This is a genomic window from Variovorax beijingensis, assembly GCF_007828835.1.
In the GTDB taxonomy this organism is placed as follows: Bacteria; Pseudomonadota; Gammaproteobacteria; order Burkholderiales; family Burkholderiaceae_C; genus Variovorax; species Variovorax beijingensis_A.
The window spans coordinates 181,692-207,324 of the sequence record NZ_VIVL01000006.1 but is presented as its reverse complement, the minus strand read 5'-3'; the positions used below and the strand labels follow the sequence as shown (position 1 = coordinate 207,324).

The following is a 25,633-nucleotide window of genomic DNA, read 5'->3' as shown; positions in this document are numbered from 1 at the left end:
CCCGCGGCATCGGCTCGCATGATCCGCAAGCACAGGGGCCGTTCGCTGTGACACAGCGGCCACAGTACGAAGGTTCCAGCGCGCGCCGCCGCTACGAAAGCTGTGAACCAGAGACTGCAGCCACGCGCTGCGCGCGTTCGCGCCACCACAGCAGCAGTCCGCAGGCGAACACCACCGCCTGCGTGCCGATGAGCAGCGCAAAGCCCGCGAAGAAGCCCGCCGCCGACGAAACCGCGGTGACGGCCGCGCCCGCGCCGCCATGCGACACCGCACTGATCACGCCGCCCATCAGCGCCGGCATGAAGGCCGCCACCAGGCTGCCTGCGCCGTTCGTCACGCCGAAGGCGCTGGCCGTGTGCTCGGGCCGCGAGCAATGCTGCACCGTGCTCGGAATGGCCGGGCTCTGCAGGCCCCAGAAGAAATTGGCCGCCACCAGGCAGCTCGCGGCCGCGTACGGATCGCGTGCATTGATGGCCATGAGCACCGACAGCGCCACGCCCGCGCTCGCGCCCATGAAGATGAACGGCACGCGGTCGCGCCCGAGCCTGTCGATCAGCACGCCGCCCACGAACACCGCAAGCACCGTGGCGTACTGGGGCGCCGACGCGATCCAGCCCATCTCGCGCAGCGAGAAGCCGCGCGCCTCGCGCAGGTAGGTCGGCAGCCAGTTGCTGCTGCCCCAGAGATAGGCCAGCGCCGCCGAAGTGAGCAGCGTGATGAGGAACAGGTTGCGCGTGTGCAGCGCACCCCGCACGATGCCGCCCACGCGCGCCATTGCCTCGCCAAGCGACGACGGCCTGGCGCCGCCTTCATGCCCCGCCGGCATGCGCACGAAGGCCAGCACCAGCGGAATGCCGAGTGCGATGTTGAGTACGCCCAGCACATGGAACGAGCTGTCCCACGCGAAGCGCGTGAGCAGGTAGCCCACCAGCGGATAGCCCACCGCCAGCCCCAGCCCCGTGCCCATGTTCACGAGCGCGTTGGGCTTGCCGTTCTCGTCGCTCTTGAAGTGAGCCTTGATATAGGACGACGCGAGCGAGAACAGCGGCCCCTCCGATACGCCCAGCAGCACGCGCGAGGCCAGCAGGAGGCCGTAGCTGTCGAACATGGGCGAGGCCCAGGTCACCACGCCCCAGAGGACCAGGCCGTAGACCAGGCTGCGGCGCACGCCGAACAAGGCTGAGCAGAACGGCGTGAGCACGAAGGCCGACACGCCGTAGCCCAGCATGAAGGCCGTGGCCAGGAAGCCCTGGCTCACGCGGTCGGACGCCGCCACGCCCACGTGCTCCAGGAACGCGGCATCGGTGATCAGCACCGCGATGTTGATGCGGTCCACGTAGGAGATCGCGACGATCACGAACAGCGTGACGACGCCGTACCAACGAAAGTGTCTGCTCTGCATGGCCTGTGCCTCTCCTGCGTGGGTGGTGCTGGCGCGTTGCGCGCCTAGAACATGTGCCGCATGCCGAACTCGGTACCGCTCGACGCGCGGTTCGGCGCCGTGATCGCACCCGAGAGCGCCTGCGCCGCGCCGTTCCTGTTGCTGATGCGCGCCACCGTCGCATACAGCGCCGTGCGCCTGGACAGGTTGTGCACGTAGCCGATGGCCAGCTTCGACGAGGTCGGCTGCAGTGCCGCATTGGCGGGCGCCAGCTTGTAGCGTGCATACGAGGCCTTGATCTCGCCCGGCCCGACGGGCAGGTGGAAGCCGATCAGCGCGCCCTTGGCGTCGGTGCTGCCCTTCGATTCCTTGTACAGCTCGCTGGTGAGCTTGAGGTTCATGAGCGAGGGCCCGAAGGTATAGGCCGCACCCAGGTTGGTCACACGCAGGTCGCCGAGCGCATAGCGCGTGCGGCCGGTCGCGATGGCAATGTTGAGTCCGCCGTCCTGGTAGCCGAAGCGCGCGCCGGTGTGTTCGCCGTCGTGCCTGTTCGACACCCGCGCGCCCGGCAGCAGCGCGTTCGAATCGTTCTCGCCCATCGCATACATCACCTGCCCGTAGAAACCGCCGAGGCTCGCGGGCAGGAAGTAGCCGATGCTGTTCGAGGCGCGCGTGCCGGTCGGCGCGACCAGGCCGCCCAGGCCCGAGAAATAGATCTGGTTGGCGCCGATGCCGCCGCCCGTGCCGAAGGGATCGAAGATGGCCGTGTTCCAGAACGCCGGCACATAGTCGCGGCCCAGGCGCACTTCGCCGAACGGGCCCGCCAGGCTCACCGTCGAGCGGCGGTTGAAGCTCAGCACGCCCGCCGGGCCGTTGCCGCTGGCCTGGTTGTTCGAGTTCGAGGGAAAGCCCGTGCCGCTGTCGTTCTGCAGGCCCATCTCGAGCCAGAAGTTGGCCGAGTACCCGCCGCCCAGGTCCTCCGTGCCGCGAAAGCCGAGGCGGCTGAACATGTTGCCGCTGTTGGTCAGCTGCGCCTTGTGGGCCGATCCGTCGCCGCTGCCGCGTGTGTAGGTGACGGCCGCGTCGACCACGCCGAAGAGCGTGAGGGAAGATTGGGCCAGCGCTGCGCCAGCCGCGCTGGCCGCAGCCAGCGCGATCAAGTACTTTTTCATTGGATTTTCGGGTTGGTTTTTCTCTGGCCTGCGGCCTCAGATGTCGAGCACCAGCCGCTCGCCCTTGCAGCGAGAGACGCAGATCATCATGGTCTTGTTGGACGCACGTTCGATCTTGGTGAGGATGCCGTCGTGGTGGTCGATCTCGCCTTCGAGCACGGCTGTCTCGCAGGCGCCGCAGACGCCCTCCTTGCAGCTGTGGTCAGGGTTCAGGCCGGCATCGATCAGGCTGTCGAGGATCGACTTGCCGGGCGGCACCTCGACACTCCTGCCGCTCTTCGCGCACTCGACCACGCAGCCCTGCGAGGCGCTCGGCGCCTCCACGTGCACCGCAGCAAAGCGCTCGATGTGCGCATGGGCGTAGCCCAGCTTCTCGCAGCTCTTCTCGAAGGCATCGAGCATCGGCGTGGGGCCGCAGCAGTAGTAGTGGCTGGCGGCGCCCTTGCCGCCCAGCAGCGCGGCGAGGTCGGGCGGCGCGCCCTTTTCGTCGTCGAAGTGCCAGGTGAGCGGTACGGCGTGCTCACGCGCCAGGGCCTCGATCGCGTCGCAGAAAGCCGCCTCCTTGCGGGTGCGCGCACAGTAGACGAGTTCCACCGGCTTGGCCGCGGCCACGAGCCGCTGCAGCATGCACCAGATGGGCGTCACGCCGATGCCGCCGGCCACCAGCACCGAATGGTCCGCGCCCTCTTCGAGCTTGAAGTTGTTGCGCGGCGCCGAGATCGGCAGCGTCATGCCCACGCGCAGCTGCTGGTGCACATAGCGCGAGCCGCCGCGGCTCTTGCGGTCGTTGAGCACGCCGACCACGTAGCGCTGGCGGTCGGTCGGCGGGTTGCACAGCGAGTAGCTGCGCACCAGGCCATTGGGCAGGTGCAGGTCGATGTGGGAGCCGGCCTCGAAAGCGGGAAAGTCCGTGTCCGGCGAAGCCGGCCGGAACTCGACGCTGATGATGCCGTCGGCCTCGTAGCGCATCGTGTGCACCAGGGCGTTCAGCGTGGGGGAAGACATGGCAAGGCTTTCTATGGATTAGGCCGTGGCCGCGGCCGCTTCCGCGAGCTGGGCTTGCGCGAGATTGCGCATGTGGCGGCGCAGCCGCACGATGCCCAGGTCGTGCTGGTACAGGTTCTCGTGCTGGTTGGCGTCGGGCTCCATCTCTTCGAGCATCACGCGGTCCTGCTCGAGCACGTGCCAGTGGCGCGCCTCGAGGCGGTTCTTGTAGAGGAAGCGCCAGGTGTCGCGCTCCCAGCCCGGCGGCAGCTTGCGCACGCGCCAGAAGAAGGTGGCCGTCATGCCCTTCACGATCGGCGAGAAGGCGCCGATGATGATGAAGTTGCCGCCGGGGCCGCCGGTCTTCGGATACGGAATTTCCAGCCGCATCCAGTGAATGCCGGTGTCGGCCCATTCGGTCCAGTCGAAATTGACGTTGCGCTGGCCCTCCTTCTCGAACACGAAGCCGGTGTCGGTCTGGCGGATGCCGAACTTGGCCGACGAATCGCCCTCGGCCATCGAATGCGACTGCTTGTGCAGGTAGGTGCCGTGCATCGGGTCCATCACGTTGTCGAGCACGTAGCGGTAGTCGCCCTTCCACTCGGTGTAGCAGAGAAAGCTGCTGTACTCGGCGTCATCGGTCAGCTGCTCGGGCAGCACGAGCGGCGGCGGCACGTCGACCGGCTCCTTCGAGTTGTAGAGAAACACGGCGCCCGCGCGCTCCTGCACATGGAAGTGCCGCGTGGCCTGCGAGCCTTCGAGCTTGCAGCCCGGGCTGCCGGGCACGCGCGTAACGACGCCGTCATGCCGCACTTCCACGCCGTGATACGGGCACGAGAGCCGGTCGCCCAGCACCACGCCCTGCGACAGCGGCGCGCCGCGGTGCGGGCAGCGGTCTTCCAGCGCATGCAGCACGCCTTCGCCGTCGCGCCACAGCGCGATCTTGCGGCCCAGGCGGCGCAGCGAGACGGGGTTCTCCTTGATGAAGTGGGAGGGGCAGATCGGGTACCAGAGATCCTTCAGGCCGATCTCGAGCAGGTGGTCGACCGGGTCTGCGGCAACGGGGGTGATGGCGATGGTCATGGTGTGATGCTCCTCAGGCGGCCAGCGTGGCCATTTCCTTGCGGTACAGCGCCTCGGTCCAGGGCTGGCCGCCGGGCGTGGCCAGGCCGCTGTCGTTCAGGCGCTGCACCAGGCCGGGCAGGTCGTGGATGCCGTCGGCAAAGGCACGCTCGATCACGTCGCCCAGCAGGTCTTCATAGGTGGTCGCGGGGCGCTGGCGCGCCTGGTGCGGTTGCAGGTAGCGGTCTTGTTGCATGGTTGCCTCCGTGGGGTGAGGTGGATGTGAATCAGGCGGTGGCAGCGGCGGGGGCACCCAGCGGCACAGCCCAGGCGTCGTAGCCGTAGACCCAGTCGGCGTTGCCGCCTTCGCGCAGCCAGTTGTTGCCGCGCGAGCCGAGCTGAACCTGGCCGGCGCGTTCGATGCGGGCTTTTTCGTAGCCCTTCAGCGCAGCGGCCGCGTCGGACATTGCCACGCCTTCGAGGTGGCGCGACAGCACCACGGCATCCTCGATCGCCATGCCCGCGCCCTGCGCCATGAATGGCAGCATCGGGTGCGCGGCATCGCCGAGCAGGGCCATGCGGCCCGCGGTCCAGGCCGGCATCGGGTCGCGCTCGTACAGCGCGGTCTTCAGCACCGTGTCGCAGGCGTCGAGCAGGGCCCGTGCCTCCGGGTGGTAGTCCGCGTATTGCTCCCGCAGCTCGTCGACACTGCCGGGCGCGGTCCAGGATTCGAGGTGCCAGCTGTCCTGCGGCGTGGTCGCGAAGATGAAGATGTCCCTGCCGCGGTTGAGCGGGAACGTCACGATCTGGCTCTGCGGATTCGGGCCCCACCACTTGGTGAAGGCGCCGAGGTTCGGCACGCCAGCCACGCGCTCGGCGGGCACCACGGCGCGGTAGGCGACGATGCCGGTGAAGCGCGGGCTCTCGGCGCCGAACATCGCGGCGCGCACGCATGAATGGATGCCGTCGGCGCCGAGCAGCGCGCCGACGCGGGCTGTCGTACCGTCAGCAAACGACAGGCTCACACCATTCCGATCGGCGGCGATCTTCTCGGCGCGCTTGCCGAGAGCAACGTGCTCCATCGGGAACATGTCGGCCAGCGCCGCCAGCAGGTCGGCGCGGTGGATGGTGAGCTGGGGTGCGCCGTAGCGCTGCTCCGCCGAGTCGGCCATCTCCAGGCGCGAGGTTTCCTCGCCGGTGTCGTAGGTGCGGCTGATGCGGTGCGAGGGACGTGCCGCCGTCACCCGCGCGGCCTCGCCCACGCCCAGGCCGTCGAGCGCACGCACCGCATTCGGCGTGAGGTTGATGTCCGCGCCGACGCGGGCGAACTGCTTCGCCTGCTCGAACACGGCCACGTCGTGGCCCGCGCGCCGCAGCGCGATGGCCGCCACGAGGCCGCCGATGCCCGCGCCGACGATGCCGATGGTGGATTCGCTTGTCTTCATGGGTGTCTCCCCTTTTTGTTGTTTGCGGCTCACTCGGCCACGATGTTGCGGGCCTTGATGATCCGGGCCCACACGGCCGTCTCCTCGCGGATGTGCGCGGCAAACGCGGCCGGCTTCATCGCCGCGTCGGTCATGCCCTGCGCCTTGAGGCGTTCGCGCACGTCGGGCTGGGCCAGCATCTCGGCGGCATCCTTCGCGAGCTGCTCGACCACCGCGGGCGGCGTGCCCCTGGGTGCCAGCAGGCCATACCACGAGGTCACGGCCACGCCCTGGATGCCCTGCTCCGCCAGCGTCGGAATGTCGGGCGCGGCGGGGCTGCGCGCGGCCTCGGTCACGCCCAGCGCCACCAGCTTGCCGTTCTTGATGAAGGGCATGGTCGCGGGCAGGTTGCTGAACATCAGCGGCACCGCGCCGCCGAGCACGTCGTTGAGCGCGGGGGCGGTGCCCTTGTAGGGCACGTGCAGCATCTCGATGCCGGCCTGCTGCTTGAACAGCTCGCCCGCCAGGTGCAGGCCGCTGCCCACGCCGGGCGAGGCGTACGAGAGCGAATCGGGCTTGGCCTTGGCCCGTGCCACCAGTTCCTTCGCGCTCTTGATGCCCGACGAGGGCGAAGCAACCAGCACGTTGGGCGCCTTGGCCAGCATGGTGACGGGCACGAAGTCCTTCTCGATGTCGAACGGGAAGTTCGGCATCAAGGTGGGGTTGATCGTGAGGTTGCCTGCGGGCACCACAAGCAGCGTGTGGCCGTCGCCCTTGGCCCGCTTGACCTTGTCGATGCCGATGTTGCCGGCCGCGCCGACCAGGTTCTCGACCACCGCGGCCTGGCCGTAGCGCTTGGCGAGCCCGTCCGAGAGCACGCGCGCCAGCGTGTCGACCGGCCCGCCGGGCGGGAACGGCGAGACGATGGTGAAGCGATCGCTCGAGAGCTGCTTCTGCGCATCGCCCTGGGCCTGCACGGGCGAAGCGATGGCGAAGGCCGACAGCGCGGCGAACACGAGGGAAAGGGAAAGACGTCGTTGCATGATGGTGGTTATCGGGGTCACTTTTTCTCTGTCAGGAAAGCGCCTTTCGGGCCTTCCGCGTTCTTCTGCCGGCGCGTGTTGCCGTCGAGCCCGCCATCGACCGCCCATTCGGCAAACACCGTGGGCCCCGGCTCGAACTCGCGCGGCTGCCAGTCGGCCGTGAGCTGGTCTTCGTCCGCGTAGTACTCGATCAGGCCGCCGGCCGGATTCTTGAAGTACCAGAAGTAGGCCGACGACACCGGATGCCGCCCCGGGCCCAGCTGCGTTTCCCAGCCGCAGCGCGAAAAGTGCAGGCCGCCGCCGAACACCTCGTGGATGTCGCGCACGGTGAAAGCGACGTGGTTGAGCCCGCGCTTGCCCGAAGGGATCTGCAGCAGGAACAGGTCGTGGTGGCCACCCTCCGGCGCGCAGCGCATGAACGCGCCGCGGTTCGGATAGCTGTCGGACGAGACGAAGCCGAAGCGCTGTGCGTAGAACGCGCTCGTGCCCTTCACGTCGCTCACGAAGAACACCACGTGGCCGACCTCGATCGGCGTGGCGCGTTCGTAGATCGGCGCGGGCTGGTTGACGCGCGGCTTGGCGTTCCAGGTGTTCATCGCACCGCAGTCGACCTCGACCGCATGCTTGCGGCTGACCTGCAGGCGCACGGCGAGGCCGTTGGGGTCGATGCAGCCGATGCGGCGCGCGCCGTCGACGGTGCCATCGAAAAAGGCCGGGTCATGGGCGATGGCGGCGGCGTAGCGGTCGAGGTCCGCTTCGCTTTGCACGCCCCACACCACTTCGCGCAGTGTCGGGCCCTCTTCCATCGCGCTCGGCAGGCCCGCCTTGTCCAACGCCGCGACGACCACCTTGCAGCCGTTGAGGCATTCGAAGACGAGTTCGTCCGCCGCTTCGGACCTGAGCGCGAGGCCCCAGTCCTCGAAGAAGCGGCGGCAGGTGGGCAGGTCGTCCGCCCCGTAGGTGATCTGGTCGATGCCAAGTACGCTCATGTCAGTGCCCAGGGCAGAGGTTGTTCGTTGGTGCCCCAGTACATGCTCTTTTGCTCCATGTACTGGAAGATGCCTTCGCGGCCCTTCTCGCGGCCCAGGCCGCTGTCGCGCCAGCCGCCGAAGGGCGTGGAGACCGAGAACTGCTTGTAGGTGTTGACCCAGACCGTGCCGGCCTGCACCGCGCGGCCGAGCTTCCAGGCGCGCTTGAAGTCGCGGCTCCAGATACCGGCGGCCAGCGCATAGACGCTGTCGTTGGCCTGCGCGACCAGCGACTCCTCGTCGTCGAAAGGCATCGCGACCAGCACCGGCCCGAAGATCTCTTCCTGGCTGGTGCGCGCGCTGTTGTCCAGCCCTTCGATGATGGTCGGCCGGTAGAAGTAGCCCCTGTCGTAGTCACCGCCATGCGGCCGCACGCCCCCGGTGCGGATGCGCCCGCCCTCGGACACGCCCAGCTCCACGTAGCGCTCGATGCCCTCGCGGTGCCTGGCGGTGATGAGCGGGCCCATCTGCGTGCGCTCCGAGGCCGGATCGCCCACGCGCAAGGCATTGGCGCCTTCGGCCAGCCGCGTGAGGAACTCGTCGTAGATGCCGCGCGCCACGAAAAGCCGCGAGCCCGCGATGCACGATTCGCCCGACGAGCTGAAGATGCCGTAGAGCACGCCGCTCACCGCATGGTCGAGATCGGCATCGTCGAGCACCATGGTGGGCGACTTGCCGCCGAGTTCCAGCGACACCGGCATCATCTTGTCGGCCGCGATGTGCGCGATGTGCTTGCCGGTGGTGGTGCCGCCGGTGAACGACACGCGCTTGACCAGCGGGTGCTGGGTGATCGCATCGCCGATGACCGAGCCCTTGCCCGGCAGCACGCTGACGATGCCCTTGGGCACGCCGGCCTGCTCGCAGATGCGCGCAAGCTCCAGCGCCATCAGCGGCGTGACCTCGGCGGGTTTGACGACCACCGCGTTGCCGGCCGCCAGCGCGGGCGCCAGCTTCTGCGCCTCGCTCGCGATCGGCGAGTTCCACGGCGTGATGGCGGCGACCACGCCCATGGGCTCGTGCACGCTCATCGTGACGAAGGCGCCGCGCGACGGGGTGATGGTTTCTTCGAGCGTTTCAAGCGCAGCCGCGAAGAACTGGAAGGTGCCCGCGGCGCTGGCCACGAGGTTGCGCGTTTCGTTGATCGGCTTGCCGTTGTCCAGGCGCTGCTTCTGCGCAAGGCTTTCACTCTCCTCGCGGATCAGCTGCGCCACGCGGTGCAGCACCGCGGCGCGCTCATGCGGCAGGCGCTGGGCCCAGCCGCTGGTGCGGAAGGCATGGTCGGCGCGCGCGATGGCCTCCTCGACGTCGGCCAGGCTCGCGGCCCTCAGGCGCGCGACCGGCTCGCCCGTGGCGGGATAGAGGCTCTCGTACACGTCGCCGCCGCCCAGGCGCCATTCACCGGCAATGCAGATCGGAAGAAGTTCGGAAGAAATCATGGCGAATGGCTCAGATGGCGAGCGCCGCGGCCCGGTTGCGCAGCGCGCGCACCGCGCTGTACACGGTAAGCGCGGAGGTCTTGGGGTTGGCCGCGAGCGGCTTGTTGCGCATGGTCAGCGCGAAGCTGCCGAAGGCACCCTCGGCTTCGACCGTGTGCACGTTCTCGGCAATGGCCGGATCGGCGACGAGCCGCACGAGCGTCCTGTCGAGCCCCAGCCCCGCGAGCGACACGGTGGCCGCGACGTTGGCGTTCTTGGGATAGAGCTGCGCCGCTTCGCGTGCGCTGCCTTCGAAGATCACGGTCTCCTGCGTCAGCGCATCGAGGTCGCGACCCTGCTCGGCCGGCGTGCCCTTCCAGGCCTGCGGCGGCTTGCGGCCCGTGTAGCGCACGCTGTCGAGCCCGCCGATGCGCGCGGCCGCCAGCGCGTCGATGGCACCGATGGCGCCCGCGATCAGCTGCACCTGCGTGCGGCCGGCAACCGCGGCGGCCTCGAGCCTTTCAGCGAGGCCCGCAGCCGACAACGCGCCCACCGAGGCGACGATGCAGGGCGTGCCGCGCGCGAGCGCCGGCAGCACATGCTCCTCGATGGCGGCATGGCCGGCCGTCTCGACCACGAGGTCGATGCCCGTTGCCGGCACGCGGCTTGCGACCGGCACGCCGGGCACCAGCTTCTGCGCGGCGGCCACGCCTTCTTCAGGCACGACGATCGCCACCACCGCCAGGGCCGTGTCGCCCTTGAGCAGTTCGAGCACCGAGGTGCCGATGGCACCGCAGCCGATGAGTGCAACGCGCAGCACGGTCATGCCCTTCACTCCACCGACGCAGCGGCAGCCTTGCCGAGCGCCGGAATCTGGGTCACGGTGTTGGTCGGCGGGCCGGCGAAGGCGCTCTTGAATTCGCCGATCGACAGCATGTCGATCTCGAGCAGGAACGGCCCCTTCTTTGCCAGCGCCTCGCCGAGCTTCGCCTTCAGCTCGTCCGTGCGCTGCACGCGCGCATGCGGCAGGGCCAGCGAGGCGCACAGCATCGCGTAGTCGGGCGTGTGCAGGTCGGCATAGCAGCGGCGGCCGCCGTACTGCGCGTCCTGGATGTTCTTGATGACACCGTAGCCCTTGTCGTTCATGAGCACGATCAGCATGTCGGCCTGCTCCTGCACCGCGGTGGCAAGCTCGCCGAGGTTCAGGATGAAGCCGCCGTCGCCGGCCAGGCAGAAGGTCTTGCGGCCCGAGCCCGTCTCGGCCGCGCCGATGGCCGCGCCGATGGCCATCGGCATGCCCTGGCCGATGCCGCCGCCCGTGGCATGCACGCCCGCGCTGGGTTCGAAGATGCGCAGCTCGCGGTTGCCCCAGGTGCTGTTCGACACCGTCACGTCGCGCACCCAGTTGAAGCTGCGGCCGGCTGCGGCCTGCAGTTCCTTCACGAGCGCGGCGTAGGGGCCGAGGCCGTCGGTCAGCGAGGCCACGGCCTGCGCGTGCGCGGCGCGCAGCTCGGTGAGGAGCAGCGGGTCGGCGCTGTACTTCGCGGCTTCGAGCCGGTCCGCCAGGCCTTCGAGCGCCAGCGCGGAATCGCCGCAGACGAACAGGTCGGTGGCGTAGCCGCGGCCTTCGGCAGCTGCGTCGGCATCGATGCGCAGCAGCGGGCGCGGCAGCTTCAGCTCGTACTTGAGCGTTTCGTTGCCGCGCAGCCGCGAGCCGACGACCAGCATCGCGTCGCAGCGCTGGTAGAGCGCCTCGACCGGCTTGTGGATGTTGTAGGAACCGAGCGAACCCGCATCGTCTTCGGGCACGGTGCCGCGGCCCTGCGTGGTCGTGACCACGCCGAAGCCGAGCTTCTGCAGCCGGCGGATGGCAGCGCCCGCATGGCGCGCGCCGCCGCCGACCCACAGCATCGGACGCCTGGCGGCCACCAGGCGCGCCGCCAGCGCGTCGAGCGAGGCCGCCGAAGGCACGGGCCGTTCGATCGGCAGCGGCGACAGGTCGGCCGGCATGGTCGTGAGCGCGGACTGGATGTCGATGGGGATCTCCACGCTGACCGGGCCGGTGGGCGCCGTCAATGCAAGCTGCACCGCGCGCTTGAGCGTGCCGAGCACTGTCTCGACACTGCGCACCCGCAGGGCCGCCTTCGACACCGCCTTGAGCATGGTGAGCTGGTCGGGCGCTTCATGGATGTACGACATGCCCTTGTCGAGGTACGGCGTCTCGATCTGGCCCGTGATGTGCAAGAGCGGCGCGCCGGCCGTCAGCGCCTCGACCATGCTGCCCGCGATGTTGCCGGCCGCGGGGCCGGTGCTCGTGAGGCACACGCCCAGGCTGGCCGTGGAGCGCGCGTAGGCATCGGCCATGTTGCCGGCGCCGGCCTCGCCGCGCGCGGGCACGAAACGGATCGCACCGCGCTGCGCGAAGGCATCGAGGATCGGCATGTTGTGGATCGAGATCACGCCGAATGCCGCCTTGACGCCGCACTGTTCGAGAAAGGCCGCGACGACTGCGCCGACCGTGACCGTGTTGTTGTTGGGGTTATGCATGGCGCGAAAGGCCTCCGGAAATATCGATGTGGCTGCCGGTCGTGTATGACGCGAGCGGTGAAGCAAGAAAAAGAATGGCGCGTGCGGCTTCGCTCGGAAGCCCCAGGCGGCCCAGCGGGATGTGCTTGTTCTGCGCGAGCTGGCCGCTCCATGCGGCCCAGTCCTGCGACCGGTCTTCGCGCGCCTCGAAGCGGCGGCGCCATTGGCCCGACTCGACCAGGCCGATCAGGATGCCGTTCACGCGCACGCCGTGCGGCGCGAACTCGGTGGCCATCGAGCGCACGAGGTTCAGCAGGCCGGCGCGCGCGGCCGAGGTGGCGACCATGTGCGGCTCGGGCTGGCGCGCAAGCAGCGAGTTGGCGCAGACGATGGCGGCATCGCCCAGCACGGCACGCTGCGCCGAGAGCTGCGGCAGGAAGGCGCGCGTGGGGTTGATGACCGAGAAGAACTTGAGCTTGAGCTCCTCGGTCCAGGCCGCGTCGTCGGTATCGGCGAAGGTGGAGACGCGCCCCTGCCCCGCGTTGTTGACCAGCATCGAGGCCGGGCCGAGCGCGGCCTCGCTGGCGGCCGCAAAGGCGCGCACCGAGGGGCCGTCGAGCACGTCGCAGGGTTGCGCGAAAAGCCGCGCGTCGGGGTGCCTTTCGCGCAGGCCGGCCACCGCGCCGTCGAGCCGCCCGGCATTGCGGCCGCACAGCGCCACCGCGGCGCCGCATTCGAGCAGCAGCTCGACCGTGGCCAGGCCGATGCCCGAGGAACCGCCCGTGACCACGGCCACGCGGCCCGCCAGTGCGTCGGCGGAAAAGAAGGAAGAAGAAGGCTGTGTCATGGCGTGGTTCATGCGCTGCGAAGCGGCACCACCTTTTGCGTGCGGGCAGGCGAGTAGTTCAGGAGGCCCGAAATTTCCTCGGCGGTGGCGCGCACGCGCTGCACCATCTCGTCCATGCGGTTCTCCTCGATGTGGCCCGAGGTGATGGTGGCGCCCAGCGCAGCCACGATGTGGCCGCTGTGGTCGCGCACCGGCGCCGCGATGCTGGAGATGTTCGATTCGAAGAAGCCTTCGCCCAGCACGTAGCCGCGCGTGCGGTCGGCCTGCACCATGTCGAACAGCTCGCTCACGGTCTTGGGCGTGCTCGGCGAGAAGGTCTCGAGCCGGTCTTCCGGATAGAGCGCGCGCAGCTGCGGCAGCGTGAGGTCTTCGAGCAGCACGCGGCCGAGCACGGTGGCATGGGCCGGCAGGCGCGTGCCCACAGTGACCGAGCTTGCGAACGGCGTGGGCGGCGCCACCTTGGCCACGTAGACGATGGAGCGGCCGTCGCGCACCACCAGGTTGCAGGGCGTGCGCAGCTCGTCGCACAGGCGGTTGAGCAGCGGTGCGCCCAGCTGCGTGAGCTCGAGCGAGGCCAGGTACTCGAAGCCCAGGCGCAGCACGGCCAGGCCCAGGCGGTAGTCGCGCCCGCCCTCGGCGCGCTCGAGGAAGCCCATGTTCTCGAGCGTGGTGAGCAGCCGGAACACGGTCGAGCGCGGCAGGTCGAGGCGGCGCGCCAGTTCGGGCGCGGAGAGCGTGCGGCTCTCGCGGCTGAACTCGCACAGCACGCGCAGGCCGCGTTCGAGCGCCGGTACGTTGTAGCGCTCGCCGCCCTCTTCCATTGTCTCGTTGTCGTTGGTGGCCATGGTGGTTCGTTCTTCCCTTTGCATGTCTTGTGGTGTGTCTTCTGTCAGGCCTGTCAGGCGGCGAGCACTTCGCGCAGCAGTGCGGCAACGGCCTGCGGCTGCTCCACGTAGCTGGCGTGTCCTGCATTGGCGATCGGTTCGAGCGGCACGCCGCAGCGGCGCGCGACTTCGGCGCAGGCCTCTGGCGTGGTGACGGCATCGAGCGTGCCGCAGGCTACGCGCACCGGCATGGCGGGCGGCAGGTCGGCCAGCAGGTCGGCGTTGCACAGCAGCTCGACGGCCTGGCGATAGCCGCCCTCGTTCAGCTGCGCCATGTTCCACTGCACCCATTGGCGCGCGAGTTCGCCGGCACTGCCGGACACGAGGCGCCCCGCGCGCTTCGCGGCCATGCCGGCGATGCCGAGCTCGTCGAGCGTGGCAAGCCGCTCGGCGCGCACCTTGCGGCGGGCTTCCTCGCGCTGCGGGGCGCCATAGCCGGCCGCGGGGCTGATGAGCACGAGGCGCCGGATGCGCGAGGCCAGCGCCGAATCCTCGCGCGCGGCAGACGCGGCAGTGAGCGCACCGAGCGAATGGCCGACCAGCACGCAGGACTGGATGTCGAGCGCATCGAGCAACCCGTGCAGCCGCTGCGCATAGTCGGCCGCGCAAGGCGCCGCGGCCGCGAGCGGCGTCGATGCGCCATAGCCCGGCGCATCCCACGCGATCACGCGGGCCTGCGGCGCGAGCTGCAAGGCGAGGCCGAGCCACGAGGCCGCACCGGAGCCGATGCCGTGCAGGCAGATGAGGGCCGGGCCCGTGCCGCATTCGCGCACCGACACCACGGCACTGCCTTCGACCGGCACGGCGTGCGCCGGAAAGCGGGCCTCCAGCAGCGCCAGCTCGGAAGCGGGCAAGGCGGTCAGCACGTCGGTGGCGGTGGCGTCGTTCATGGCCTGCTTCTTCTTCAGCGCTTGATCTTCGCGAGCGGATGGTCGGCCGGATAGGTCGGCGTCACGGGCTTCTTCGCGCCGAGCATCACGCACATCAGTGCGTCTTCGTCGCCGATGTTGATCTCTTCGCGGTACACGCCCGGCGGCACCGAGATCAGGTCGCGGTCGGTCATGACGGTTTCGAAGCGCTCGCCGTCCTTTTCGATCACCACCTTGAGCTTGCCGCGGATCAGGAAGAACACCTCTTCCACGTCGGTGTGCAGGTGCGGCGGGCCTTCATGGCCGGCCGGGATCACCATGGTGGAGAAGGTGAAGTGCTCGGCCGGCACGGTGTTGACGTCCTTGGCAACGCCGGTGCCGCCCGTGCCCACGTAGCGCATCTGCGCGCGGCGGAACTTGGGATCGAGGTCGGCCTGGAACTTGAGCGCATCCCAGTCGTACTTGCGGGTTTCGTAGCGCGCGATGCGGCTGTTCATCCACTCGGCCAGGCTGCTGCCTTCGGGCTGCGCCAGCGTGCTGCCGGCGGTGTCGGTGATCTTCTGCTGTTCGGACAAATCGCTCATCGTGTTCACTCCATTCGTCGTCGGAAAAATTTGATTCAGTGCATCGCAAAGCCGCCGTTGACGGCGAGCAGCTGGCCCGTCACGAAGCGTGCGAGGCCGGAAAGCAGGTACAGCGTGGCGCCGCAGACGTCGGCGGCCTGCTGCTCGCGCGGGATGGCGCGGCCTTCGAGGTACTTCTGGTGGCGCGCCATCGGCACGTACTCGGTGGCTTCCACCAGCGTGAGGCCCGGCGCCACGGCGTTGACGGTGACGTTGTCGCCGCCCCACTCGCGCGCCAGCGAGCGCGTCATGGCAATGACGGCGCCCTTGCTCGACGCATAAGCCAGCAGGTTGGGGGCGCCCCACAGCGCGGTGTCGGACGCGAGGTTGACCACCGCGCCGCGTCCGCTGGCCGCGAGCGCGGGCCGGCAGGCCCGGCCCATGAGCCAAGTGCCGCGCACGTTGACGTTCATCACGCGGTCCCAGGTGTCGAGGTCGAGCTGGTGCGCATCGCGTCCACCCGAATTGGTGATGGCGGCGTTGTTGACGAGGCCGTCGAGCCCGCCGAGCAGGCGGACGGCTTCCGTTGCACAGGCCTCGATCGAAGCCGGATCCGACAGGTCGACGGCCAGCGCGTACGCCTTGTGGCCGGCATCGCGCAGCGCCCTGGCTTCGCTCTCCGCCAGCTCGCCGAGGATGTCGGCCAGCACCACGCTCGCGCCCGCCGCCGCGATGCACTGCGCAAAGGCAAGCCCCAGCCCGCGCGCGCCGCCGGTCACGAGGATGCGGCGGCCCGCCAGCAGATTGGCGGGCAGCTCGGCCAACAGGGCTTGCAGGCTCGAGGGATCGGGAACGGCTTTGAGTTCGGTCATGTGCGTTCAGTCGGCCTGGATGCCGAGCTCCTTGATGACCTTGCCGAAACGTTCGAAGTCCGCGGCGTTGATCTTGCCGAGCACGTCGGCACTGCCACCCACGGGCGTGGTGCCGAGAACGGCCATGCGCGAGACGATGTCGGGCATCTTCAGGATCTCGTTGAAGTGGCCGTTGAGCGTCTTGACGATCTCGGGCGGCAGGTTGCGCGGGCCCCAGAGGCCGTTCCAGGCCGTGACCTCCACGTCCTTGTAGCCGAGTTCCAGCAGCGTCGGCACCTTGGGCGCCAGTGCCGAACGCTCGCGCGATGCCACCGCGAGCGGCAGCATCTTGCCGTTGGCGAGGTACGGCGCCACCGGGCCCAGCGTGATGAAGGTGGCGGGCACGTGGCCGCCCAGCACGTCGTTGACCGCGGGCGCCACGCCCTTGTAGGGCACGTGCGCCAGATTCACGCCTGCGGCGCGGTTGAACATCTCGCCCAGGATGTGCATCGGCGAGCCACTGCCCGGGCTCGCATAGGTCAGCGGCTTGCCGGCCTTGGCCGCTGCCGCCAGGTCCTTCACGCTCGCCAGGCCGCTGGCGCCGCTCGCCACCAGGAACAGCGGCAGGCTGCCGGTCTGCACGATGGGCGTGAAGCCGTTGAGCACGTCGTAGCCCGAGGTGCCGCCCGTCTTGAGCACCAGCTGCGCAATCGAGAAGGTGCTGGGCGCGAGCAGCAGCGTGTAGCCGTCGGGCTGCGCCTTGGAGACATAGGCGCTGCCGATGATGCCGCTGGCGCCGGGACGGTTGTCGACCACCACGGGCTGGCCCACGCGCGCCGACAGCTTTTCGGCGAAGAGCCGCGCGAGCGCGTCGGTGTCGCCGCCGGCCGGATAGGCGACAACCAGCGTGATCGGCTTGCTCGGATAGCTGTCGGCCCGGGCGAGCCCGGTGGCGCAGGCGGCGGCCAGTGCGAGCGCGGTTGCAATGGCTTGTCGGCGTGTGGATGGCATGGCGTTCGTGGGTTGATCTGTTTGTTTCACTAATGAAACAGTGATTTATTAATGGAACGGAGCGAAGAATACCGAGTACCAATGGCTTCGTCAATCTAGGTACAAACCCTTGAATCCAAGGCGCGCAGCCCCGGTCGGCCGTGCGGCCCACAGGTGGTTCTCGACGGGTTGTCCGGAGGGCCGCGGGCTCTTGCCCCGCGCGCCGGCCGGTGCTGCTCAGCTCACGCGCCGTAGCGCGCGACCGTCAGCCCTTCCATGTCGATGGCGGGGCTTCGGCCGTCGATCAGGTCGGCCATCACGCGGCCGGTGCCGGCCGCCATGGTCCAGCCGAGGGTGCCGTGGCCGGTGCTCAGCATCAGGTTGGGAATGCGCGTGGCGCCGATCACCGGCGTGCCGTCGGGCGTCATGGGGCGCAGGCCGGTCCAGAAGGAGGCGTCGCGCACGTTGCCGCCCTTTGGAAAGAGGTCGGTCACGACGTGCTCGAGCGTGTCGCGCCGCTTCGCATCGAGCCGCAGGTCGAAGCCCGAGAGCTGCGCGGTACCGCCCACGCGGATGCGCTCGCCCAGCCGGGTGACGGCCACCTTGAAGGTCTCGTCCATCACGGTGGATTCGGGCGCGCCGCTGGCGTCGGAGATGGGCACGGTGATCGAGAAGCCCTTGACCGGGTACACCGGCAGGTCGATGCCCAGCGGCTTGACCATGGCCGGCGAGTAGCTGCCAAGCGCCACCACGTAGCGGTCCGCCGTGAAGCGGCCGGCGTCGGTGCTCACGGCGGTGACGCCGCCGGCGTCGTGCTCGATGGCCTGGATGGCCACGCCGAAGCGGAACTTCGCGCCGGCCGCCTCGGCCAGCACCGCCAGCGCCTGCGTGAACTTGAAGCAGTCGCCGGTCTCGTCGCCCGGCAGGCGCAGCCCGCCGACGAACTTGTTCTTCACGGCCGCGAGCGCCGGCTCGTACCGCACGCAGCCTTCGCGGTCGAGCACCTGGTAGGGCACGCCGGAGGCCTCGAGCACTTCCACGTCCTTGGCGATGCCGTCGAGCTGCTTCTGGCTTCGAAAGAGCTGCAGCGTGCCGAGCGCGCGTTCGTCGTAGCGGATGCCGGTGTCGGCGCGCAGCGCCTTCAGGCAGTCGCGGCTGTATTCGGCGAGCCGCACCATGCGGCCCTTGTTGAGTTCATAGCGCGCCTGCGTGCAATTGCACAGCATCGACAGGCCCCAGCGCCACATGGCCGGATCGAGCATGGGCTTGATCACCAGCGGGCTGTGCTGCATGAGCATCCACTTGATGGCCTTGAGCGGCACGCCGGGTCCGGCCCATGGCGCCGAATAGCCGGGCGAGACTTCGCCCGCATTGCCGAAGCTGGTTTCGAGCGCGGGCGCGGGCTGCCGCTCGAGCACCGTCACGTCATGGCCGGCGCGCGCCAGGTAGTACGCCACCGAGGTGCCGATGACACCGCTGCCGAGGATCAGAACCTGCATGAGAACACTCCCTTGAAACCATGCGCACCGATGGCCCCAGAGGGTACAGCGTCCGTGCGGCTACAGGCCCAGTGCGTCTTGCAATTGCCGTGCCGTCCAGCGCCGGGGCTGCGCGGGCCATTCCTCGAGCAGCGCGAACATCCTGGCGTTGCGCGGCGCCTCCAGGTCCTGGTCCTGCGCGAGCCGCACGACCTCGCCGCTGAGCGCATCGATCTCGGTGCGGCGCCCGAGCGCCAGGTCGTCGGCCATGCTCGAGCGGGCTTTGGCATCGATGCGCAACATGCGCGCCGCGACGATGCGAAACAGCCAGTCGGGCAGCCGCAGCACCGCCGACAGCCGCTGCGCCGGCACCGCGGCCACCTGCGCGGGCGCAATGCCGGCGCTGCCCAGCACGCCGAGCGCCTCGTCGATCAGCGCCGCAAAGCAGCGCCGGTAGCCGCGCTGCAGCAGCTCGTCGCGCAGCGGCAGGCCTGACAGCGCATTGACCGGGTTGTTAAGGTTGAGCAGCAGCTTGCCCCACTGCACGGGCAGCAGGTCAGGATAGAGGTCGAGCGGCACGCCGGCCCGCTCGAAGACCGGCAGCCAGGGCCGCAGCGCCGCATCGTCCTGCGCCGCCAGCCGGCCGGCCGTTCCGCGGTGGAAGGCACCGGGTCCGATCTCGGCCACGTTGTAGGGCACCATGCCCGGCAGCACCTGGAGCGTGGGGCCCACGCGCGACGCCGAGGCACAGTTGGAGATGCCGTTCTGCAGCGAGACCACCAGCGTGCCTGCGGGCAGCGCAAAGGCCAGTTCGGCAGCGGCCTCGGCCGTGGCACCGCTCTTCACGCACAGCAGCACCAGCGCCGGCACTGCGCCCACGGGCACCTGCTCGCTGAGGCGAAGGCTCGCGGCCGGCAGGCGATGCGTGCCGCCTTCCAAGTCGGTGAGCGCCAGGCCGTGTGCCGCCAGGCCCTGCAGCACGCGCGGACGGCCGACGAAGGTCACCGGCACACCGGCCGCCGCCAGGCTGCCGCCCACGAAGCAGCCGATGGTGCCCGCCCCCATCACCAGCACTTCGCCGGGAGGCCGGTCGGGCGCCTCGGCTTGGGCCATCAGGTGCGTTCCGCCACCCAGGCCTGCACCGATTGGAGCGCGGCCGGCAGGCCCGCGGCGTCGGTGCCGCCGGCCATCGCCATGTCGGCCTTGCCGCCGCCCTTGCCGCCCACCTGCTGCGCGACGAAGTTGACCAGCTCGCCGGCCTTGACCTTGCCGACCGTGTCGCTCGTCACGCCCGCAGCCACCTGCACCTTGGCGCCATCGACCGCGGCCAGCACGACCACGGCCGTCTTGAGCTTGTCCTTGAGCTTGTCCATGGTGTCGCGCAGCGTCTTGGCGTCGGCGCCGTCGAGCTTGGCGGCCAGCACCTTGATGCCGTTGACGTCCACCGCCTGCGCCACGAGCTCGTCGCCCTTGGACGACGCGAGCTTGCCCTTGAGCGAGCCCACCTCGCGCTCCAGCGCCCTCACCTGCTCCAGCACCTGCGTGAGCCGGCCCTGCAGCTCGGCGGCCGGCGACTTGAGCGTGGCAGCCACGCTCTGCACCGTGGCTTCGAGCTCCTGCAGGTAACCGAGCGCATTGGCGCCCGTGACGGCTTCGATGCGCCGCACGCCGGCGGCCACGCCGCCTTCGCTCACGATCTTGAACAGGCCGATGTCGCCCGTGCGGCCCACGTGGGTGCCGCCGCAGAGTTCGCGGCTGGTGCCGATGTCGAGCACGCGCACGCTCTCGCCGTACTTCTCGCCGAACAGCATCACGGCGCCGGTCTTCTGGGCCGACTCCATGTCCATCACGCGCGCATGCGTCTCGGTGTTGGCCAGGATCTCGGCGTTCACGCGCTTCTCGATCTCGAGGATCTGGTCGTGCGTGACGGGCGCGTTGTGCGCGAAGTCGAAGCGCGTCTTGTCGGCATCGACCAGCGAGCCCTTCTGCTGCACGTGCGCGCCCAGCACTTCGCGCAGCGCCTTGTGCATCAGGTGCGTGACCGAATGGTTGCGCATGGTGGCGGCGCGGCGCGCGGTGTCGACCGCGGCCGTGACCGTGTCGCCCACCTTGAGCGTGCCCTGGGTCTGCGTGCCGTGGTGGCCGAACACGTCGGCCTTGATCTTCTGCGTGTCGTCCACGCCGAACTGCACGCCCTCGGCCACCAGCACGCCCTGGTCGCCGACCTGGCCGCCGCTCTCCGAATAGAAGGGCGTGGTGTCGAGCACGACGATGCCGGGCTGGCCTTCCTTCAGTTGCTGCACGGCCGCGCCTTCGAAGTACAGCGCCACGACCTTGGCGTTTTCTTCCAGCTTGTCGTAGCCCGTGAAGACGTTGCCTGCGCCGCCGTACTCGACGTTGCGGTCCATCTTGAACTTGCCGGCGGCGCGGCCCGCGGCCTTCTGCTTTTCCATGGCGGCATTGAAGCCGGCCTCGTCGACGCTCACGCCGCGCTCGCGGCACACGTCGGCCGACAGGTCGAGCGGGAAGCCGTAGGTGTCGTGCAGCTTGAAGGCGACCTCGCCCGGCAGCGTCTTCGCACCGCCGGCCAGCGCCGCGTCGAGGATTTCCATGCCGTTGGCCAGCGTCTCGAAGAAGCGTTCTTCTTCGGCCTTGAGCGTTTCGGTGATGCGCTTTTCATCGGCCACCAGCTTGGGGTAGGCCTCGCCCATAAGCTTCACGAGGTCGGGCACCAGCTTGTGGAAGAAAGGCTTCTTCTGGCCCAGCTTGTAGCCGTGGCGAATGGCGCGGCGCACGATGCGGCGCTGCACGTAGCCGCGGCCTTCGTTGGACGGAATGACGCCGTCGGCCACCAGGAACGAAGTGGCGCGGATGTGGTCGGCAATCACCTTGAGCGAGTTGTTGCCCAGGTCTTTCTCGCCGGTTTCGCGCGCGGCGGCCTTGATGAGCGCGTCGAAGATGTCGATCTCGTAGTTGCTGTGCACGTGCTGCAGGATCGCGGCCAGGCGCTCCAGGCCCATGCCGGTGTCCACGCAGGGCGCGGGCAGCTTCTTGACCGAGCCGTCGGGCTGCATGTCGAACTGCATGAACACGTTGTTCCAGATCTCGATGTAGCGGTCGCCGTCTTCATCGGGCGAACCGGGCGGGCCGCCGGGGATCTCGGGGCCGTGGTCGTAGAAGATCTCGGAGCACGGGCCGCACGGGCCCGTGTCGGCCATCATCCAGAAGTTGTCGGACATGTAGCGCCCGCCCTTGTTGTCGCCGATGCGCACCACGCGCTCGGGCGGCAGGCCGATTTCCTTGGTCCAGATGTCGTAGGCCTCGTCGTCCTCGACGTAGACCGTGGCCCAGAGCTTTTCGGCCGGCAGCTTGTAGACCTGGGTCAGCAGTTCGAAGGCCCACTTCAGCGAGTCGCGCTTGAAGTAGTCGCCGAAGCTCCAGTTGCCCAGCATCTCGAAGAAGGTGTGGTGGCGCGCGGTATAGCCCACGTTCTCCAGGTCGTTGTGCTTGCCGCCGGCGCGCAGGCAGGCCTGGACCGAGGCGGCGCGCACGTAGGGGCGCTTGTCTTCGCCCAGGAACACGTCCTTGAACTGCACCATGCCCGAGTTGGTGAACATGAGCGTGGGATCGTTGCCCGGCACCAGCGAGCTGGAGGCCACCACCGTGTGGCCCTTGGAAGCGAAGAAATCGAGAAAGGTCTTGCGGATGTCCGCGACCGTGATTGTGGGCTGGCTCATCTTTGGATTTCGTCTTCTGTCGAGGGCGGCCTGGCGATGGCGACCCTCTCGTCGAAACCACTGCGGCGAACCGACCTGACTGCTTGATTTGCTTGAACAATCGATTATAGGTTTCGCTTGCGGGCCGCGCCTTCGCCAGGACACGCCGGCGCCGCGCGGGTGCCAAAGCTAATATGGGAATGAGCGCGCAGAACCAAATGCGTCCGGCTTCGTCCCATTCATTTCAACGTGAATCAAGGAGCATGCATGGCAGGCCATGAGGCAGCACACTGGAAGATCGAGGATCTGGATTTCTCCCGCATCGCGCGGCCGGAGGTCCGCCGGGACGAAAATCTCTTCTACCTCGTGGCCTGCGCCTCGTTCGTCGAAAGCGGCTCGGACCTGTACACCCAGAACCTGGTCGACTTCTTCCGCGGCGACGACGAAGTCACAGCCTGGCTCACCCACCAATGGGAAGCCGAGGAACTGCAGCATGGCCGGGCCTTGCGCGCCTACGTGTCCCACGTCTGGCCCGAATTCGACTGGGAAGGCGCCTACCGCAGCTTCCTGGAGGAATACGCCACCTACTGCAAGGTGGAGCTGCTCGCGCCGACGCGCGGGCTCGAGCTGACCGCGCGCTGCGTGATCGAGACCGGCACCGCCAGCTACTACCGGGCGCTGGCGCGCAGCACCGCCGAACCGGTGCTGTGCGACCTGGCAAGCCGCATCGCGGCCGACGAGGTCAGCCACTACAAGCACTTCTACCGGTTTTTCCGGCGCTACCGGCAAGAGGAAGGGCTGGGCCGCTTCCGCGTGCTGGGCACCATCGGCCGGCGCACGCTGGAACTCAAGAGCGAGGACGCCGACTGCGCCATCCGCCACGTGGTGCGCGCCCGCACCCCCGAGCGTGCCGCCGACACCGCCTACATCCAGCAGCTGAGCGCGCGCATGAACAGCACCGTGCGCACCCACCTGAGCCCGGGCGCCACGCTCAAGATGCTGATGCGGCCGCTGGAACTGCCGGCCGGCGTGCAGGCCGTGGTGCAATACCCAATCAGACAGTTCATGGAGCACGTCTTCCTGCGCTGACGAACCTTCAATTGCAAACTTTCTTTGCAATTCGTGGAAAAACTCACACTTTTGTCCTCCTCCATGTCTTCACTTGGGGAGCGGGGAAAGGGATGCTTCGCCCTTTGCCAACCAATGTGAGCGGAGAAATGGTCCATCAGGTCATTCACAACGCAACAGTCACGTTGCAGTTGTCCTTCTACTTGAGCGTCGACGAGCGGGTCGAGGCGCTTCGGGCAGCCGGCATACCGGTCGATGAAACGGGAAACGCCACTGCGGGCTACCTGTTCGTGCGAACCACGGGCCGCGTCGGCAAGCGTAAGAATACCTACCGCTGGTTTGCCGCCGGCATCGGCGAAGAGGCCCATGCCGGGGACATGCCCTCCAAGCCGGACTGGGCCGAGGAACAGTTCGCACATGCGGACGAGATCGATATAGCCGCCGCCCTCCGCCCGGCTGCACCGGAGCTTGTGCCCGCCACCGTCGCGTACTGCGGCTGTGGAAGGAACTGGAGCAGCGCTCCCGCGAAGCCGCGAGCGACCTGCACAGGAAGCAGATCGCCTACTTCCGCGGCCTTGGGCCCGCGCCCGATGCACTCGATCAGGAGCTGATGCAGGAGGCTGCGGAAGCGGCGAGCAAGTGCCTTGCCGCAGCAAAGGGACAGAACGAGCCTTCGGCTTTTCGGCGGTAGTCTCCGGCGGCCGCCGGGCACCCGGACTGCCGGGTAGAATCCGCGCCTGCTGCGGGTGTAGTTCAATGGTAGAACGGCAGCTTCCCAAGCTTCATACGAGGGTTCGATTCCCTTCACCCGCTCCACAAGCCCCGCACTCCTGCGCGGCCTGCGTGCCGCTCACGGCCGCCGCGCAAGCTTCGACCGGCTCTCCTCCGTCCGCATCCTGTTGATCTCGGCCATCCCCTCCTTGGTGATGCGCGTCACGATGGCATTGCGTGCGTTCTTGTATTTGCCCGAGCCGTCCAGCGCCGGCGCTATTTCCGCTTCGATCAGACCCGTTGCCTTGAGGACCGATACGTGTCGAACGTCTTCGGGAGACACTACTTTCTTGGGCAGCGGAACGTGCTGGAGGCTCATCAGGAAAGTCAGAGGCATGCGGATCCCTCGATTGGCGTTGTTGCTGCAAATGTTCCTTCGCGTGAATTTCGAAAAAAGTATTTCCCTGCCGCGTTGGCTTGTCGGACGCAAGCCAGCCGCGTTGTAGCGAAGACGCCAACTTAAGCACTAAAGCAAGGGAGGCCTCCGAGACGGAAGGCTGGGGGGCTCGGGCCGCCGAGGCTGGCGTGACCAAGGGGCCGAGTGACAGATACAGAGATGGTACCTAGACAGATACAGAGATGGTACCTAGACAGATAAAGATGGTACCTAGACAGATGGTACCTGGGTACCCACTATCCTGCCAGATCGAAGCAGCAGCCCGCGTAGTAGGGCTTGTCGCCGCCCTCGACGAACGGCACCTCGATGGGCTTGCCTTCGTTGCGCCAGGCATCGCGGCGCTTGTAGCCGGCATCCCTGAGCTCGGCCCACAACTCCTCGACGTGCTGGATGCGGTAGGGGCAGAACGCAATGCCGATGCTGTTGATCGTGTAGATGGTGCGGTCGGGGTGCACCGCCGTCGTGTTCAGCACGATGCGCCTGGGCTTGACCGCGAGCCCCGCGAGGATCTCGGAGATGCGCTGCGGCAAGTACTGCAGGCTGCCCGAGGCATAGAGCACGTCGCAGCCGCTGGCGCCTTGGTAGTCGGTGGTGAAGTCCAGCTGTGCGGTGGCGTCGCGCTGCACGGCCAGTTCCTTCCCTGATTGCACCACCCCGGGCACGTCGCAGACCGTCCAGCGCAGGCTGTCGGGGTAAGGCAGGACGCGGCGGAATGCGTAGTACTTGATGCCCACGTGGCCGCCCAGGTCGAACACGCGCCGCATGCCCTCGTCGAACGATCTCCCGAGCCAGAAAAGGCCGGGGTAGTCGTAGAAGTAGATCTGATGGGTGTAGAGCTCGCCCGCCGCCTTGGCATTGCTGTAGCCGACGGCCTTCGACTCCGGCGCGCCGGCCTCCGCGGCGGCAAAGCTCTCGAACGAGCCCATGAAGAGGTTCTCGGTCTCGTTGACCAGGAACTTGCGCCTGTAGGCTTCGGCGCGGTGACGCAAGGGCAGCAGGTTGGGAAGCATGGGCTGGTTTCCTCGTTGGCTGAAGGGCCGCCTCCTCGCAGCGCCTCGGCAGGCGTACGGCGCTGCGCGGAGAAATGCGACCCCCCGAATCCTAGCGATTCCGGCGCCTCGCGGATGAACTTCTTCGCATCGCGGCCGCAAAAACGGGCTTTTT

The 25,633-nt window shown here is 68.3% G+C and carries 24 protein-coding genes and 1 tRNA gene; 3 read left to right on the top strand and 22 right to left on the bottom strand.

All coding sequences use genetic code 11. The annotated features are described in order from the left end of the window. Positions 1-91: 91 nt before the first annotated feature. From FB547_RS19000 to alaS, 20 genes are all read right to left on the bottom strand, one after another. Positions 92-1,402: an MFS transporter gene (locus FB547_RS19000; RefSeq protein ID WP_145744902.1), complete on the bottom strand. Its 1,311-nt coding sequence runs from the start codon at positions 1,400-1,402 to the stop codon at positions 92-94. Between the two features lie 44 nt (positions 1,403-1,446). After that, complete coding sequence (locus FB547_RS18995; RefSeq protein WP_145744900.1) at positions 1,447-2,553, bottom strand: porin; 1,107 nt, start codon at positions 2,551-2,553, stop codon at positions 1,447-1,449. Positions 2,554-2,589: 36 nt separating this feature from the next. After that, positions 2,590-3,558, bottom strand: a complete 969-nt coding sequence (locus FB547_RS18990; protein ID WP_145744898.1) for a PDR/VanB family oxidoreductase — start codon at positions 3,556-3,558, stop codon at positions 2,590-2,592. 18 nt (positions 3,559-3,576) lie between these two features. After that, on the bottom strand, positions 3,577-4,620 hold the full coding sequence (locus FB547_RS18985; protein WP_145744896.1) for an aromatic ring-hydroxylating oxygenase subunit alpha: 1,044 nt from the start codon (positions 4,618-4,620) through the stop codon (positions 3,577-3,579). A 13-nt stretch (positions 4,621-4,633) separates the two neighbouring features. Then, positions 4,634-4,855, bottom strand: a complete 222-nt coding sequence (locus FB547_RS18980) for a recombinase-like helix-turn-helix domain-containing protein (protein WP_012748259.1) — start codon at positions 4,853-4,855, stop codon at positions 4,634-4,636. A gap of 31 nt (positions 4,856-4,886) precedes the next feature. Then, positions 4,887-6,044 carry an FAD-dependent monooxygenase gene (locus tag FB547_RS18975; RefSeq protein WP_145744894.1) on the bottom strand — a complete coding sequence of 386 codons (1,158 nt, stop codon included), beginning with the start codon at positions 6,042-6,044 and terminating at the stop codon, positions 4,887-4,889. Positions 6,045-6,073: 29 nt separating this feature from the next. After that, positions 6,074-7,066 (bottom strand): Bug family tripartite tricarboxylate transporter substrate binding protein, encoded by a 993-nt coding sequence (locus FB547_RS18970; RefSeq protein ID WP_145744892.1) that lies wholly within the window; start codon positions 7,064-7,066, stop codon positions 6,074-6,076. A gap of 17 nt (positions 7,067-7,083) precedes the next feature. Continuing rightward, complete coding sequence (locus tag FB547_RS18965; RefSeq protein WP_145744890.1) at positions 7,084-8,055, bottom strand: VOC family protein; 972 nt, start codon at positions 8,053-8,055, stop codon at positions 7,084-7,086. Further along, positions 8,052-9,530 (bottom strand): aldehyde dehydrogenase, encoded by a 1,479-nt coding sequence (locus tag FB547_RS18960; RefSeq protein ID WP_145744889.1) that lies wholly within the window; start codon positions 9,528-9,530, stop codon positions 8,052-8,054. The genes FB547_RS18965 and FB547_RS18960 overlap by 4 nt, the downstream gene beginning before the upstream one ends. A gap of 10 nt (positions 9,531-9,540) precedes the next feature. Further along, positions 9,541-10,335 (bottom strand): aspartate dehydrogenase, encoded by a 795-nt coding sequence (locus FB547_RS18955; protein ID WP_145744887.1) that lies wholly within the window; start codon positions 10,333-10,335, stop codon positions 9,541-9,543. A gap of 5 nt (positions 10,336-10,340) precedes the next feature. After that, positions 10,341-12,056, bottom strand: coding sequence for a thiamine pyrophosphate-binding protein (locus tag FB547_RS18950; RefSeq protein ID WP_145744885.1), 1,716 nt, complete (start codon positions 12,054-12,056; stop codon positions 10,341-10,343). Continuing rightward, positions 12,049-12,882 carry an SDR family oxidoreductase gene (locus FB547_RS18945; protein ID WP_145745211.1) on the bottom strand — a complete coding sequence of 278 codons (834 nt, stop codon included), beginning with the start codon at positions 12,880-12,882 and terminating at the stop codon, positions 12,049-12,051. Before FB547_RS18945 ends, FB547_RS18950 begins: the two co-directional genes overlap by 8 nt. Before the next feature lie 8 nt (positions 12,883-12,890). Further along, positions 12,891-13,727: an IclR family transcriptional regulator gene (locus FB547_RS18940; protein ID WP_145744883.1), complete on the bottom strand. Its 837-nt coding sequence runs from the start codon at positions 13,725-13,727 to the stop codon at positions 12,891-12,893. A 53-nt stretch (positions 13,728-13,780) separates the two neighbouring features. After that, the gene (locus FB547_RS18935) at positions 13,781-14,656 is read right to left on the bottom strand and encodes an alpha/beta fold hydrolase (RefSeq protein WP_145744881.1); all 876 of its coding nucleotides are present in this window, start codon (positions 14,654-14,656) and stop codon (positions 13,781-13,783) included. 14 nt (positions 14,657-14,670) lie between these two features. After that, positions 14,671-15,219 carry a cupin domain-containing protein gene (locus FB547_RS18930; RefSeq protein ID WP_145744879.1) on the bottom strand — a complete coding sequence of 183 codons (549 nt, stop codon included), beginning with the start codon at positions 15,217-15,219 and terminating at the stop codon, positions 14,671-14,673. 35 nt (positions 15,220-15,254) lie between these two features. After that, on the bottom strand, positions 15,255-16,070 hold the full coding sequence (locus tag FB547_RS18925) for an SDR family oxidoreductase (protein WP_145744877.1): 816 nt from the start codon (positions 16,068-16,070) through the stop codon (positions 15,255-15,257). A 6-nt stretch (positions 16,071-16,076) separates the two neighbouring features. Continuing rightward, on the bottom strand, positions 16,077-17,060 hold the full coding sequence (locus FB547_RS18920) for a Bug family tripartite tricarboxylate transporter substrate binding protein (protein WP_145744875.1): 984 nt from the start codon (positions 17,058-17,060) through the stop codon (positions 16,077-16,079). Between the two features lie 221 nt (positions 17,061-17,281). After that, a complete protein-coding gene (locus FB547_RS18915) occupies positions 17,282-18,538 on the bottom strand; it encodes a D-amino acid dehydrogenase (RefSeq protein ID WP_145744873.1) in 1,257 nt (418 codons plus the stop codon). A 60-nt stretch (positions 18,539-18,598) separates the two neighbouring features. Next, complete coding sequence (locus FB547_RS18910) at positions 18,599-19,630, bottom strand: 2-dehydropantoate 2-reductase (RefSeq protein WP_145744871.1); 1,032 nt, start codon at positions 19,628-19,630, stop codon at positions 18,599-18,601. Further along, positions 19,630-22,254, bottom strand: coding sequence for an alanine--tRNA ligase (gene alaS, locus FB547_RS18905; protein WP_145744869.1), 2,625 nt, complete (start codon positions 22,252-22,254; stop codon positions 19,630-19,632). The genes FB547_RS18910 and alaS overlap by 1 nt, the downstream gene beginning before the upstream one ends. A 246-nt stretch (positions 22,255-22,500) precedes the next feature. Here alaS and FB547_RS18900 point away from each other — a divergent pair, with 246 nt between their 5' ends. The 3 genes from FB547_RS18900 to FB547_RS18890 all read left to right on the top strand — a co-directional run bounded on the left by FB547_RS18900 (position 22,501) and on the right by FB547_RS18890 (position 24,117). Next, a complete protein-coding gene (locus tag FB547_RS18900; RefSeq protein ID WP_145744866.1) occupies positions 22,501-23,322 on the top strand; it encodes a ferritin-like domain-containing protein in 822 nt (273 codons plus the stop codon). Positions 23,323-23,333: 11 nt separating this feature from the next. After that, positions 23,334-23,912, top strand: coding sequence for a hypothetical protein (locus tag FB547_RS18895; RefSeq protein WP_225612825.1), 579 nt, complete (start codon positions 23,334-23,336; stop codon positions 23,910-23,912). A gap of 131 nt (positions 23,913-24,043) precedes the next feature. Next, positions 24,044-24,117, top strand: a tRNA-Gly gene (locus FB547_RS18890). A 34-nt stretch (positions 24,118-24,151) separates the two neighbouring features. Here FB547_RS18890 and FB547_RS18885 read toward each other — a convergent pair. Next, a complete protein-coding gene (locus FB547_RS18885) occupies positions 24,152-24,409 on the bottom strand; it encodes a hypothetical protein (RefSeq protein ID WP_145744864.1) in 258 nt (85 codons plus the stop codon). A gap of 296 nt (positions 24,410-24,705) precedes the next feature. Further along, positions 24,706-25,479 carry a TIGR04325 family methyltransferase gene (locus tag FB547_RS18880; RefSeq protein WP_145744862.1) on the bottom strand — a complete coding sequence of 258 codons (774 nt, stop codon included), beginning with the start codon at positions 25,477-25,479 and terminating at the stop codon, positions 24,706-24,708. Between the last annotated feature and the right edge of the window lie 154 nt (positions 25,480-25,633).

Bases quoted from the DNA above. Each gene is read 5' to 3' on its own strand.
- FB547_RS19000 (WP_145744902.1), bottom strand. From the start codon at position 1,402: ATGCAGAGCAGACACTTTCGTTGGTACGGCGTCGTCACGCTGTTCGTG.
- FB547_RS18995 (WP_145744900.1), bottom strand. From the start codon at position 2,553: ATGAAAAAGTACTTGATCGCGCTGGCTGCGGCCAGCGCGGCTGGCGCA.
- FB547_RS18990 (WP_145744898.1), bottom strand. From the start codon at position 3,558: ATGTCTTCCCCCACGCTGAACGCCCTGGTGCACACGATGCGCTACGAG.
- FB547_RS18985 (WP_145744896.1), bottom strand. From the start codon at position 4,620: ATGACCATCGCCATCACCCCCGTTGCCGCAGACCCGGTCGACCACCTG.
- FB547_RS18980 (WP_012748259.1), bottom strand. From the start codon at position 4,855: ATGCAACAAGACCGCTACCTGCAACCGCACCAGGCGCGCCAGCGCCCC.
- FB547_RS18975 (WP_145744894.1), bottom strand. From the start codon at position 6,044: ATGAAGACAAGCGAATCCACCATCGGCATCGTCGGCGCGGGCATCGGC.
- FB547_RS18970 (WP_145744892.1), bottom strand. From the start codon at position 7,066: ATGCAACGACGTCTTTCCCTTTCCCTCGTGTTCGCCGCGCTGTCGGCC.
- FB547_RS18965 (WP_145744890.1), bottom strand. From the start codon at position 8,055: ATGAGCGTACTTGGCATCGACCAGATCACCTACGGGGCGGACGACCTG.
- FB547_RS18960 (WP_145744889.1), bottom strand. From the start codon at position 9,530: ATGATTTCTTCCGAACTTCTTCCGATCTGCATTGCCGGTGAATGGCGC.
- FB547_RS18955 (WP_145744887.1), bottom strand. From the start codon at position 10,335: ATGACCGTGCTGCGCGTTGCACTCATCGGCTGCGGTGCCATCGGCACC.
- FB547_RS18950 (WP_145744885.1), bottom strand. From the start codon at position 12,056: ATGCATAACCCCAACAACAACACGGTCACGGTCGGCGCAGTCGTCGCG.
- FB547_RS18945 (WP_145745211.1), bottom strand. From the start codon at position 12,882: ATGACACAGCCTTCTTCTTCCTTCTTTTCCGCCGACGCACTGGCGGGC.
- FB547_RS18940 (WP_145744883.1), bottom strand. From the start codon at position 13,727: ATGGCCACCAACGACAACGAGACAATGGAAGAGGGCGGCGAGCGCTAC.
- FB547_RS18935 (WP_145744881.1), bottom strand. From the start codon at position 14,656: ATGAACGACGCCACCGCCACCGACGTGCTGACCGCCTTGCCCGCTTCC.
- FB547_RS18930 (WP_145744879.1), bottom strand. From the start codon at position 15,219: ATGAGCGATTTGTCCGAACAGCAGAAGATCACCGACACCGCCGGCAGC.
- FB547_RS18925 (WP_145744877.1), bottom strand. From the start codon at position 16,070: ATGACCGAACTCAAAGCCGTTCCCGATCCCTCGAGCCTGCAAGCCCTG.
- FB547_RS18920 (WP_145744875.1), bottom strand. From the start codon at position 17,060: ATGCCATCCACACGCCGACAAGCCATTGCAACCGCGCTCGCACTGGCC.
- FB547_RS18915 (WP_145744873.1), bottom strand. From the start codon at position 18,538: ATGCAGGTTCTGATCCTCGGCAGCGGTGTCATCGGCACCTCGGTGGCG.
- FB547_RS18910 (WP_145744871.1), bottom strand. From the start codon at position 19,630: ATGGCCCAAGCCGAGGCGCCCGACCGGCCTCCCGGCGAAGTGCTGGTG.
- alaS (WP_145744869.1), bottom strand. From the start codon at position 22,254: ATGAGCCAGCCCACAATCACGGTCGCGGACATCCGCAAGACCTTTCTC.
- FB547_RS18900 (WP_145744866.1), top strand. From the start codon at position 22,501: ATGGCAGGCCATGAGGCAGCACACTGGAAGATCGAGGATCTGGATTTC.
- FB547_RS18885 (WP_145744864.1), bottom strand. From the start codon at position 24,409: ATGCCTCTGACTTTCCTGATGAGCCTCCAGCACGTTCCGCTGCCCAAG.
- FB547_RS18880 (WP_145744862.1), bottom strand. From the start codon at position 25,479: ATGCTTCCCAACCTGCTGCCCTTGCGTCACCGCGCCGAAGCCTACAGG.